At 62.9% G+C, this 12,600-nt stretch carries 9 protein-coding genes; 5 read left to right on the top strand and 4 right to left on the bottom strand.

Features of this window, described 5'->3' with window-relative positions; translation table 11 throughout:
* Positions 1-485: 485 nt before the first annotated feature.
* Positions 486-2,078 carry an ABC transporter substrate-binding protein gene (locus QZ269_RS09930; RefSeq protein WP_291426554.1) on the bottom strand — a complete coding sequence of 531 codons (1,593 nt, stop codon included), beginning with the start codon at positions 2,076-2,078 and terminating at the stop codon, positions 486-488.
* 222 nt (positions 2,079-2,300) lie between these two features.
* On the opposite strand from QZ269_RS09930, the gene recQ reads away from it, so the two are divergent.
* Entirely contained in the window at positions 2,301-4,499 is a 2,199-nt protein-coding gene (gene recQ / locus QZ269_RS09925) for a DNA helicase RecQ (RefSeq protein ID WP_291426553.1), read from the top strand.
* 20 nt (positions 4,500-4,519) lie between these two features.
* Here recQ and QZ269_RS09920 read toward each other — a convergent pair whose 3' ends face one another.
* The 3 genes from QZ269_RS09920 to recN form a co-directional block, all read right to left on the bottom strand.
* Complete coding sequence (locus QZ269_RS09920; protein ID WP_291426552.1) at positions 4,520-5,317, bottom strand: Cof-type HAD-IIB family hydrolase; 798 nt, start codon at positions 5,315-5,317, stop codon at positions 4,520-4,522.
* Between the two features lie 104 nt (positions 5,318-5,421).
* Positions 5,422-6,519: a protease complex subunit PrcB family protein gene (locus tag QZ269_RS09915; protein ID WP_291426551.1), complete on the bottom strand. Its 1,098-nt coding sequence runs from the start codon at positions 6,517-6,519 to the stop codon at positions 5,422-5,424.
* 80 nt (positions 6,520-6,599) lie between these two features.
* Positions 6,600-8,351: a DNA repair protein RecN gene (recN, locus tag QZ269_RS09910; protein ID WP_291426550.1), complete on the bottom strand. Its 1,752-nt coding sequence runs from the start codon at positions 8,349-8,351 to the stop codon at positions 6,600-6,602.
* Positions 8,352-8,555: 204 nt separating this feature from the next.
* Between recN and QZ269_RS09905 the strand changes: the two genes are divergently transcribed.
* The 4 genes from QZ269_RS09905 to holA form a co-directional block, all read left to right on the top strand.
* A complete protein-coding gene (locus tag QZ269_RS09905) occupies positions 8,556-9,770 on the top strand; it encodes an alginate biosynthesis protein AlgP (RefSeq protein WP_291426549.1) in 1,215 nt (404 codons plus the stop codon).
* Positions 9,771-10,222: 452 nt separating this feature from the next.
* A complete protein-coding gene (locus QZ269_RS09900; RefSeq protein ID WP_291426548.1) occupies positions 10,223-10,741 on the top strand; it encodes a hypothetical protein in 519 nt (172 codons plus the stop codon).
* A gap of 332 nt (positions 10,742-11,073) precedes the next feature.
* Entirely contained in the window at positions 11,074-11,886 is an 813-nt protein-coding gene (locus QZ269_RS09895) for a serine/threonine-protein kinase (protein ID WP_291426547.1), read from the top strand.
* A gap of 65 nt (positions 11,887-11,951) precedes the next feature.
* The coding region (gene holA, locus QZ269_RS09890) for a DNA polymerase III subunit delta (RefSeq protein WP_291426546.1) at positions 11,952-12,600 on the top strand (649 nt) is incomplete at its 3' end.

Genomic DNA, 12,600 nt, shown 5'->3' with positions numbered 1-12,600 from the left:
CCAAAATAGCCCTCCTAGAAGCAACGACCCTCTTTGCGAAGCTTGCTCTCAGCTTAGCCTATACACATGGCCGTCTGTTTCGTTAGCAACCCGCCTAGGCACCAGTTGACTAACTTCACGCCCAACCGTCCTCTTTGCTTTCACTCGCTTTGCAGCGCAGCTCTACAAGTCCGCGCAAAGTAAGCGGTTTTTGCAAACTATTTAGAGCCGTTCTCCGAATGATGGGGACGTCGGAAAAACACCGCCGCCTCCTTCATTCTCCGTCCTGCTCTTTTTTTCACTCGTTCCACTCGGCAAAAAGAGGGTCAAAAGAGCACCATCTTTTTGCAAAATGCTCTAACCCAAGTCCGTATAAGTTGCTCAGGTTCCGGCAAAGTTCAGAAGGAATATTGCCATAAGGAGGCCAACTATTCGGTAGAGTTGAAAACACTACCAAAGCGAAAGAAAGGGCCGACACTACGGTAAGCCCTTTCCCCAAGCAAACTTTACTTCTTGCCAACCAGCGAAATCTTGTTGAAGGCTTCGCTCCCAAGCGGGCTGGGCACCCAACCCTTAACGTAGCTGCGGGACGCTCCCAGCGGGGTGCTGTGAACCACCGGAATGCGGTAGACCGCGTTGTAAGTGATGTCGTGCAGCTGCGAGTAGATTTTGGCCTTGGCAGCCTGACCGACCGCGCCACGGCCCTGTTCCAGCAGTTTCTGCACGTTGGCGGGGCTCCAGTTGATGTCGTCGCTGCCGCCCTGACCGTAATAGGCGCTGTAGAAGTTGTCGGGGTCGCCGTAGTCGCCGGTCCAGCCGATCATGTACATGTCGAAACCGGGTTCCTTGTTGCGGTCTTCGAGGTACTTGGCCCAGTCCTCGGTCTTGAGGTTGGCCTTGATCCCGATGGTCGAGAGGTCAGCGGCAATCGCTTCGGCGGTCGGCTTGGGATTCGGGAAGTACGGGCGGCTGACCGGCATGTACCACAGGTCAATGGTAAAACCGTTCGGGTAACCGGCCTGGGCCAGCAGTTTCTTGGCCGCTGCCGGGTCGTACTTGTAGTCAGCGGGTACGGCTTTGCTGTTGGCCCAGCCCAGCACAGGCGGCACGAAGCTGGCGTTGCTGGTGCCCAGACCGTTCCAGAAGGCGTCGACCATGGCCTTCTTGTTGATCGCCATGCTCACGGCCTGCCGCACCTTGTCATTTTTGAAGTACTCGTTGCGGTTGTTCAGGCTCAGGAAGCCGACGTTGAAGCTCGGACGCTTAACCATAACCAGATTCTTATCGCTCTGCACGCTCTTGAGGCTGTCGGGCGTAAGGTCGTTGACGATGTCGACGTTGCCCGACTTCAGCTCGTTGAGGCGCTGCGAGGGGTCTTTGATGCTGCGGATGATGACGGCATCGACCTTGGGCTTAACGCCCCAGTAACCGGCATTGGCCTTGAGGGTCACGCGGTCGCCAGTGGTCCAGGTCTGGAAAATGAAGGGGCCGGTGCCCACCGCGCTGCCCGCTGGGGTGCCGTACTTGGCCCCGTCTTTCTTGATGGCCGCCGGGCTAGCGATACCAAAGTAACCGGCGGCCAGAATGTCGGGCAGCACGCTGCTGGACTTGTTCAGGTCGATGCGGATGGTAGAGTCGTCGACTTTGGTGATGGCCTTGATAACGGAGGTCTTGTCGCCCTTGTACCCGCCGAGCAACTGGCCCACGATCTCGTAGTTACGGCCCTGATCACGGAAACCGTACTTGTCGTCCTTATCCCACCAGCGGTTGAGGTTAAAGACTGCCGCGTCGGCGTTAAATGGCGTGCCGTCGTGAAATTTGACACCCTTACGCAGTTTAAAAGTCCAGCTGGTGGCGTCGGGGTTCGCACTCCAACTGGTCGCCAGACCGGGAATAACGTCAGTGGTGCCGTCCTTAAAATCAACCAGATAATCATAAATCTGACGCTGCACGTTGATCGAAATGCCGTCGGTGATGTTGGCCGATTCCAGGCTGACGGGTTCGCCGTTGCCTGCCACCACCAGGGTTCCAGCAGCGGAAGCCGCCGAGAAGGTACAAGCGCTGGTCAGCAGGGCGGCAGTGAGAAGCAGTTTTTTCATAGGGTCCTCCGGGTGCGGCAGCACAACGCGCCCAGTCCTGCAACCAGGCTGGGAGAGTTGAAGATGACGCTGAAAAACAGTAATAGTGCTCTCAGGGTAGACCCGCTTGCCAGAGGTGTCAAGGGAGAACACGTATTTCGACACGTCTGGGCACCAGCACTACCAGACACCGGCGCTCCTCGCCTTATTCTGCTGCCAGCAGAACGCGCTATGCTGGCTTGGATGACTGCGCCTGTTGCACCTACCCACCCCACTCACAGCCGCGCCCTGCACCTGCTGAGCACCATCTGGGGCTACCCGGCCTTCCGGGGGGTGCAAGAAAGCATCGTGGAGCAGGTGGTGGGCGGCGGAAACGCGCTGGTTTTGATGCCCACTGGCGGTGGCAAGAGCCTGTGCTACCAGCTGCCCAGCCTGCTCCGTGAGGGCGTAGGCATCGTGGTTTCGCCGCTGATTGCCCTGATGAAAGACCAGGTCGATACCCTGCGGCAACTCGGGGTGCGGGCCGCCTTTCTCAACTCGACCCTAAGTGGACCCGAGGCCTTCCGGGTCGAGCAACAGATGCAAAGCGGCGAACTTGACCTGCTGTACGTGGCCCCAGAACGCCTGCTGCTGCCGCGCATGCTGGAACTTCTCAGCGGCGCCCCGATAGCCCTTTTTGCCGTGGATGAAGCGCACTGCGTTTCCCAGTGGGGTCACGATTTCCGGCCCGAGTACCAGGGCCTAAGCATTTTGCCCGAGCGCTTTGCGAACATTCCGCGTGTGGCCCTGACCGCCACCGCCGACGACCGCACCCGCGCCGACATCAAAAGCGTGCTGCACCTGTGGGACGCGCCCGAATTCATTTCCAGTTTTGACCGTCCCAACATTCAGTACCGGGTGGCGCTCAAGGAAAGCCCAAAGAGCCAGCTGCTCGACTTTATTCGCACCGAACACGCCTCAGACGCCGGAATCGTGTACTGTATGTCGCGCAAGTCGGTCGAGGAAACGGCGAAGTGGCTGGCCGCACAGGGCCTTGACGCCCTTCCCTACCACGCGGGCCTCTCGCCGCAGCAGCGCAGCGAAACCCAGGAGCGTTTTCTGAACGAGGAAGGCGTGATCGTGGCGGCCACCGTCGCTTTCGGCATGGGTATCGACAAGCCGAACGTGCGCTTTGTGGCCCACCTCGACCTTCCTAAGAGTATGGAAGGCTACTACCAGGAAACGGGACGCGCCGGACGCGACGGGCTGCCCAGCACTGCCTGGATGGTCTACGGCTTACAGGACGTGGTCAACGTGCGCCGGATGTTGGCCCAGAGCGACGCCCCCGAGGACGTGAAGCGGGCCGAGGCGGGCAAACTCGATGCCTTGCTCACGTACTGCGAAACGGCGAGCTGCCGCCGTCAGGTGATTCTGGCTTACTTCGGCGAAACGCTGGCTGAGCCATGTGGCAACTGCGACACCTGCCTGAATCCCCCACAGTCGCGCGATCTGACCCGCGAGGCGCAGATGGCCCTGAGCGCCGCCGTTCGCACCGGCAACCGCTTCGGCTCGGTGCATCTGACGGATGTGCTGCTGGGCAAACAGACCGAGAAGGTTCTGGCGCTAGGACACCATCAGCTGCCGACGTTCGGGGTGGGAGCCAGCCACGACGAAAAGATGTGGCGCAGCGTGATTCGCCAGCTGATCAGCCTGGGCTACCTGAATGCCGACGATCACTTTGGCCTGAGCGCCACGCCTAAAGCCCGCGCCCTGCTCCGGGGCGAAACGCGGCTGATGCTGCGCGAGGACACCCTGCTGCCCCGCGAGAAGACGCTGAAAAAACGCGACCGGGCAGGCCGCGCCCCGGTGAGCGACCAAGACGCGCCGCTGTTCGGGGCGCTGCGAGCCTGGCGACTGGAACGCGCCCGCGCCCTGGCCGTGCCGCCCTACGTGATCTTTACCGACGCCACCCTGAAACTGATCGCCGAGTTGCGCCCCAGCAGTCACGCCACGCTGGGCACGGTCAGCGGTATCGGGCAGCGCAAACTGGCCGACTACGGCGACGAGGTGTTGCAGGTCGTTCGCGGTTACGCCAGCGGCGCGCCAGCGGCCATCCGTCCCGGCCCAGGCCCAGACGAAGCTGGGGCGCGGCACAACAACGCGGTTCTGGAGCGCCTAAAGCACAAAAGTGCCGCGCCAGTCCCCGCACTGCTAGACCCACCCGAACATGCTGAACCCAACTCGGAAGTCGAGGAAGCCCTGCGCGAGTTGCGCCGCGAACTGAGCCGTGAGAGCGGGCACAGCGCCTTCGTGGTCTATCCGAACGCCACTATGACGGCGCTGGCGACCCGGCAACCCCGCACGCTGGACGAACTGCGCGGCGTGCCGGGATTGGGCGAAAAACGCATCGTGGCCTACGGCGAACGGATTCTGGACGCAATCAATACGGTGCTGGACGGTTAGGTAGCCGACAAACCCAGACTCTACAGGGTAAGCGCCAGCTCGACCGCTTCGCGCAACCCACCCTCGTCCACGCTGGACACCACGGTCTGCGCGATAGCCTTAAGCATCGGCTCGGCATTGCCCATCGCCACCGGATGGCCCACGGCTTTTAGGGCCGTCATATCGTTTTCGCCGTCACCAACCGCCATAACCCGGTCAAGCGTCAGGCCGTAACCCGCCGCGACCCGGCCCAGCGCACTGCCTTTGTTGACCCCGGCTTTCGTCACGCTGATGAAATTGACATCCGGCATCACGGGACTGCCCGCAGGATGCAGTTCCAGGCCGGTATAATCCTGGGCATATACTTCGCCGCTCTCGGCGTGGGGCACCACCCACTGCACCCGTACCACCGTCTTTTTCAGGTCTTCCGGGGCCAGTGGCGAGTAAGGCAGGCCCAGCAACGCCGCGTGGCGCTTGGCTATCTGTTCGCCCGTTTCGGTAATGGCGTATTCGTCGTCGGTGTAGACCTCCAGCAGGCGCTTTTGCTGCCGGGCCAGCGCCAGCAGCCGTGTCAACTCGGCAGGCGGAAAGGCTTCAGACAGGCTCTCGCCAGTGTCCACCTTGACCACGCTGGCCCCGTTCTGAAAGACGTGCCAGCCGTCCGGGTCGAGCCTGCGGGCATAGTCCAGCGCGTTGCCGATGGCGGGGCGGCCACTACACACCGCCAGGCGCACACCACGCTGCCGCGCCAGAGCCAGCGCGTCCCAGACATCCTGGCGCACCACATTGCCAGTGCCGACCAGGGTGCCGTCTACATCAATGCCAATCAGACCTAACATGCCGCCCAGTGTAGGCGGCGAGGGTCAGCAGCGGGCCAGGGGTTATAGATCGCCCGCAACCGGACTCGGCAATCAGACCCGTTAGACAGACTCAAGGGTCAAACTTAGGGAAAGGTAAGCTGACCGCTGTCGTCCACAACCACGATCTCGCTGGGCCGCCCAGTAATGCTAATAATCGTCCAGGGGCTGGTCAACGCCTGCGTGGTTAGCATGCCGGGCCGGGGCGAGCTGACGGCGACGCGCACGGTAAGGGTAGAGCCGCTGAGTTCGGCGCCAGTCACGCGCACGCCATAGCCCCCGGTATTGCGCTGCCCTAGGAAAATGCCGACCAGCGAACGTCCAGCCTCCAGGGGCGGCGTGGCAGGCACGCTGCTCTGGCGGCCATAGGCCAGGGCATAGAGCGCCCGGATTTGCTCGGGAGTGGTCGCCAGTTGCACCTTTGGCGCAGTGGCCGCCGCGTTGTTACCGCTGGCCACCTCAGTAAAGTTTACGGCCTGTCCGGTCATCTGGCCTCCCTGCGGCCTGGGGTTGGGTAACCCTGGCGTGACTGTAAGAGCAGGGGTCGGCACAGGATCCACCCTGCCCGGCAGCAGATACAGGCTGGTGCTCAGCCTCTCGCTGGGCGTCGGCTCGGCGCTCAGGCTGGGCGCAGGGTCATTAAGCACCGCCACTGTCAACGGTCCCTGGGTCGCCATAACACGGCTCAGCGCGTCGGCTTCGGCGTCGGTCAGCTGCCCGGCCCCGCGCAGGCCGCTGCTGGGTGCTCCACTGACCACACCGCTCAGCGGGCCAGAGGCCGCGCCCAGTCTGCTCCAGCTCGCGCCGTCGGTGTAGTAGACCGCCGCCAGCGACGCGCCGTTAAGCGGGGTTACGTTGAACAGGCCGTCCGCGCCGAGCGTGACGCTTAGTTTCTGCGGTGCGCCGGGCGTGGGCACGCGGTAGGTGGCCTGTCCTTCCACGCTAAGAGTGCCGGGCAGGGCTAGGGGGTCTTGCACCTGCGGGCGCAATTGCACCGCCGCGCCGCCTAGCTTGACCGAGCTGCCGCCGCCGCTGCCGAGCGCCCCGTAGACCCATACGACGCGCTGCTGCGTGCCGCCGTACAGCGCGACTTCATGCACCTTGAAGTTGCTGGGACCCTGGCCGGTACAGGCCGTAAGGAGCGCGGCGCTGAGGCCGACCAGTGCAAAAAGAGAACGCTTCATGAGAGCACTGTAATGCCAGGAACTGATCAAGCGCTGAACCGCGCCTTCAGGTTTCGGAGAGCTTCGGTCACACGGAAGGCTCAGACCTTTCTGGCTCCGGCCTTTGCTGTGGCTTTGGCCTGCGCCCCGGCAGCCTGTGCCCTGGCAGGTTCAAGCAGCTCGCGGGCATGACTCATGGCCGCCTCCGAGGTGTTGCCCGAGAGCATCCGCGCGATTTCTTCCAGGCGTTCCTCCGGCGAGAGCAGACGCACCCGGCTGACCGTGCGCCCGTTCTCAACCTGTTTTTCGACCTTGTAATGATGATCGGCCCGCGCCGCAATCTGGGCCAGGTGAGTAACCACCAGCACCTGCCGCCCGGTTGCCAACCGCGCCAGCTGCGCCGCCACTGCCAGCGCCGCCGAGCCACCGATTCCGGCATCGACCTCGTCGAAGACCACCGACGGCGTTTCGGCCCCCAGCACCGTGCTGATCGCCAGCATCACGCGTGACAGTTCGCCGCCCGAGGCGACGTCGGCCAGTGGAGCCAGTTCCTCGCCGGGGTTGGCAGTAAACAGCAGTTTCACGTCGCTGAGGCCAGAGGCGCCGGGCGTCTCCAGCGTTTGCAGGCGAAATTCCATGCGGGCGTGGGGCATGCCCAGTTCGCGGATCACGTCCAGCAGTTGCCCGGCGAGCGGCCCGGCGGCTTTCTGGCGGGCCTCGTCAAGTCGCGCTCCGGCTTCGCGCACAGCCTTTTCTAGCGCCAGCACGTCTTCGTGCAAGGTTCCAGCGTCCTGTTCGTCGCGTTGCAGTTCGGCCAGTTCGTCGGCGACCCGCGCCTGAAAGTCCAGCACGTCCTGGAGGCCCGGTCCGTATTTGGTCTTCAGTTTGCCCAGCGCCGCGATCCGCGCTTCTACGCGGGCCAGTTCCTCCGGGTCGGCGGCACTGTTCTCGGCAGTGACGCGCAGTTCGCTGACCACCGCCTGCACCGCATCAAGCGCCTCGCGCAACTCGGTTTGCAACTGCGCGGTCGCCTCGTCGTATCTGGCCCCAGCATTCAGCGCCCGCACGGATTGCGACATCAAGCCCAGCGCACTGATCTCGCCGTCGCTGAGAAGTTCCAGACTGCCCGCCGCCGCCTGGGCGATGGCGTCGAGGTTTGCCAGACGGGTCAGGTCGGTAGTCAGCGGTTCTTCCTCGCCGGGCTGCGGCGCGACCTCACGGATTTCTTGCACCTGAAACGACAGCAAGTCGAGCTGCCGCGCCCGCTCACGCTCGGAACTCTGCAATTTTTCGAGTCGGGCCACCGCGCCGCGCCACTGCTGGTAAGCCGCCGCGTACTGCGCCGTTGCCCCCGCCACCTGTCTGTCGAGCAGTTGCCGCTGATTGGCCGCCGAGAGCAGGCTGACCGCCGAGTGCTGCCAGTGAATCGTAAGCCGGTCTTGCGACCACTGCTGCAACTCGCGCAGGGTCACGACCTCGCCGTCGATCCGGGTAGTGCCGCGCCCGTGCAGGCTGACGCGGCGGCTGGCGGTCAGTTCATCTTTGCCACGCGGCCAGAAGGCCGTGACCAGCAGGTCTTCCTCGCCCGTGCGAATCAGGTCGGTGCTGGCCCGCGACCCCAGCAGCAGCCCCAGCGCGTCCACGATGATGCTTTTTCCGGCCCCCGTTTCGCCCGTAAAGGCACAGAACCCGCTGCCCAGTTCCAGGGAAAGCCGCGTAATGGTGGCCAGATTCTGAATTTCCAACCGGGCGATGCCCTGCGGCCCTGCGGCGGCCACAGGCAGGTCGGCCTGAGCTGGGTCTGGGTAGGCTGAGTCCGGGTGAGCTGGGGTCGTGCGGGCCTTACGAGTCACCCGCAGAGTCTAGTGCGCCGGGCCGGGGGGCAGTCGGGCGACCACTACACTCGGCCCGGAGACAGGGGGGCAGGAGGGACAGAGACAGGCGGCCAGCGGCGGAACATGAACCCAGCGTTACGTTTTCTAAACATTTTTGTTTGCGCCTGAGGCCACAATGGGTGCATTGACCCCCGCAAAAGGGCTCTAAAAGGAGAGAGATCAATGACCAACGAATCTACTGGAGGCGTCAGCAAGCGCAGTCTCGTGCTGCTTGGCGCATTTGCCGCCTTAGCCCTGAACCGTGACCTGCGCCGCAACCTCGTGCTGGGCACCCGTGACGCCCTGGACAGCGCCCAAAGCACCCTGAACGAAACGGTCAAGCCCGCCCTGGGCAGCGTCGCCGAGCAGGCGCACGAGGCCGCCGCCCTCGCCGCTCACCAGGCCAGCGACACCTGGGGCAGCCTGCGTGAAGACGCGCCCCAGCGGGCGCACTCTCTGCTGAGCACCGCCCAGAGCCTGGTGGGCACCGCCGCCGAACACGCCGCGCAGCTGCGCAAAGAAGCCGAACAGGCGGCAGAGCAGGCCCGCCGCGAGTACGCTCCCAAGCTTGGGGCCTTGCAAGATGATCTGCTGGACACGGTGGAAGACCGCCGTAAGCTGGCCGATAGGGCCGTCAAGGGGGCAACCCGTAAGGGTCAGCAGGCCCTGGCCGAGCTGAGCGACCGCGCCAGTACGCTGCGCGATACGGCTGGCCACAGCCTGGAAAGCCAGCGCCGCGACGTCGAACGCGCCATTGCCCGTGCCCGCCGCGACGCCGAAAGAGAACTGCGTGCCCAGAAGAAGAACTGGAACCAGAAGAAGCTGGAAGCCGCCATCGAGAAGCGCATTGCTCCGGTTCATCAGCAGGTGCAGCGCGAATTTGCACGTCTGGAAAAACAGGTGGGGCGTAACCCCCAGCGCCTGATAGCTGAACTGCGTCCTGCCCCTAAAAAGAGCGGCATGGACGGCGGCCTGACTGCCCTGGCCTTGCTGGGCACGGGGATTGTCGTGCTGGCGCGTGTTCCTGCGGCGCGTCAGGGTGTCCTGAACGCTGTCGAGGCCATCAGCCCCGACGCGGCCAAGCAACTTCACTCGTTTAGCAAGCAGGTGCGTGACATCGTCGGCAGCGCGTGGATTGAAACCATTGAGGAACCCGCCCAGACGCCTGCCCCCGGTGCGGCCAAGTCTACCCAGGCCGCCACCACCGGGGCAACCTGGGGCGCTACCGTGGAACCTGGCTCGGCCGCCGCCGCCAGCACGAACCCCGCTTCTTCGGGCAGCGCAGACAGCACTCCGGCCCAGAGCAATCAGGGCACGGCCCCTGCGACCAACACCACCCCGAATACTTCGGCGGATTCCAGCAGCGCCACAGCCCCCAAAGACAATAAAACCAGCTGAACTTCGCAGCATTGAGGTTTTCAGCCTTGAGTGACCCCGCAGCTTTGGCGGGGTTTTTTAGGTTCAAGGGCGTACGTTCCAGCCGCCTCACCAGCCACAGACGCGCTGCCATAGCATTAGGACATACAGCAGTCGGCACAATACAGACTGCGCTCAATTTCGGTACCCCTAGACCTGTACCCTTAGAAAGGCACCCGATACGCCTCTGGTGGGCAGCTTTGCGAGTCCGTACCGCGAAACCCGTATCTTTTCCCACTCGTTTCTGTCCGGATTGAATCCAAAACGGCCCGGTTCAGTCTGAATCCCTATAAGCTGGTCCAGCGGTCATTTCTGGAGCAGGCGTGGGCTAGCGAAGCGTTGCAGAGGAAACATGACGGCAAAATGACAGCCACTCCATGCTACTCATACAACGTTCATTAGGTGGAGGGGGGATAGGGCTAGCTTATTCTTCAATGAAGCGCACCCTTTCGGTTCTGTTGTTTTCGCTTGGTCTGGCCGCCGCAGTCCCGGTGAAACTGGGAAATATTCCTGTCACTGTCGAGTCCAGCCCAAATCTGCTTAGCCTGACCGATGCAGGAATCAGGAAGGCTTTTCCCTCGGCGGCGGGGCGCCCTGACGCCGTTTTTCTGACCGACGACCGCAAGGTCAGCGTAGCGTTCGAGTGGCGCGACGGTAAACTCGCCCCCAACGAGGTCGATAAGCTGGTGACACAGTTTCCAGCCGTCATCAAGGCGCAGATTCCCAGTCTCAAAAGCCTGAAATCCAACATGGTGCAGCTCAGCGGTAAGCCCTGGGCGCAGTTCGTTTTTACTACCCCTGGGCAGGGCGACGACCTGCGCCGCGAACTGCTCATGACCAGCGTCGGCGGACGGGTTCTGGTCATGACCATCGCCGGGAACCTCAAAGACTATTCACGCAACGAAGCGACCATCAGAGGTCTGGCCAGTAGCGTCCGCGTCAACGTAAACTAAGTTTCCTGTTGCGGTGGCTTCCACCCTGACTGGGCGTGGGAGCTTTTTCCTGTCTCATGCGGGTTCCTGCCTGCTTAACAGGCGTTCAGCCCCGATGCCTCCCACAGCAAACGCGACTTTCCGAAACCATTGCCCGGCGGGCACACTGTTCAGCAGCAAACAATGAGACGCAGGCCAGGAGTTCTAAACTAGAAGGTGAAGGTCAACCAGAAAAGACACGGTCTGGCCGGACTCTTTTTAGAGCACCGGAGATGGTAGCTGCTAGGGAAGCTAGGGCATAACGCCGCCGCCTTGGGTTAGGCTGAAGGTGAATTAGGGAGTACCAGACGACCTTGGACATTGAATTAAGCCCACTCTCACCGCAAGCGGTCCTGCGCTCGACCGAAGTGCTTGGGCAACACGGCGGTGTGCTACTCGAAAAAGGCAAGTGTCAGGACTACACTGTCTTTATCAAAACGCTGGTCAGCGAAGACCCCCTTACCGTTGCCCGCTTTGAACATGAAGGCCAGATCGTAACGGCGCTGCGCCACCCGCTGATTATCCCCTGCTTGCGGCAAACCCCGACCCAGCTGGTGTTTCCCTTTATTCCTGGGGGCACACTGCGCGACCTTGCACGCTGCGGCCCCATGAATCCGGACGCCGCGACTTCGGTGGTCTGGGGCATTTTAAAAGCGGTGGCCTATCTGCACTCGCGCGGCGTGGTGCATCACGATCTGAAGCCTGAAAACGTGATGCTGCTGGGTGGACAGCCCAGTGCCAGGGCGGTGCGGATCATTGACTTTGGAATGAGCCATGCCCAGCATCTGCCACTCGACATTCACGGCGGCACCCGCATGGGAACGCCGCACTTTATGGCTCCGGAACAGTTTCAGGGAATACGGGGCGACCCCCGCAGCGACCTCTACTCGGTTGGCGTCTTGCTGTTTGACTGCTTGGCCGGACACCCACCTTACGACGACGCCCTGGGCTGGCTGGTGGGCATCACCGAAAACCGCGCCCAGATACCGGGGCCTGCCGTGCTGCGCCCGCTGATTCTCTCGGCCCTTCAGCGGGATTTGAAAAGCCGCCCCCAGACCGCCGGGGTTATGCTTAACACGCTCGCCCAGGCCCGTGCCAGCCTGGGCCTGGGCGAACTGCGCGACTAAGCCCACGTCACCACGTCACCAGGCCACGTAAACACGGATTGCAAGACCAAGGAGGTGAATCCCATTTGAGCCTGATCGCTTTTACCGGCAACCGCTTCCTGGCGGATGAAACCCTGCGCGACACGCTGCTGGCCCGTGGCCTCAATCCCCGCGAACTGCTGCGACTGGGCGGCGAGGAAGTCACCTCCCAAATCCTCGGACCACACCTCGCCCCCGGCCTATTTGGTGATGGTGGCCTGATCGTCGATCTGGAGGGAGTCAAGCCCGACAAGGCACTGCTGGAACTGCTGACCACGGCGGCGGTCACGGTGGCGGTGCTCGACGAGTCGCCGCCCGCCACACGCCTTAAAACCTACGAAAAAGCGGGCGAGGTGATCGCCTCTCCTGCTCCCAGCAAAGCGGGCGAGGTAACGGGCTGGGTCGTGCAGCGGGCTAAAAAGCAAAAGCTGGCGCTGGAACGCGACGCCGCCGCCTATCTGGCCGAAGTGTTCGGCGCGGACCTGGCCGCAATCGCGGGCGAACTGAATAAACTGGCTATACTGGACGGCCCGTTTTCGCTGGCGGCTGTGCAGCGCATCGTCGGGCGGGAGCCGCCAGGCGACAGTTTTGCCATGCTGGGAGCCGCCACCGCCGGACGACCCGGCGAGGCAGTGACCCAGTTGCGCCGCCTGCTGGCCTCGGGCGAGGACCCCTTCAAGCTGATGGGCGCGGTGG

This window comes from Deinococcus sp., from assembly GCF_018260405.1.
Lineage (GTDB): Bacteria > Deinococcota > Deinococci > Deinococcales > Deinococcaceae > Deinococcus.
This window is presented reverse-complemented; position numbering and strand designations above follow the sequence as displayed.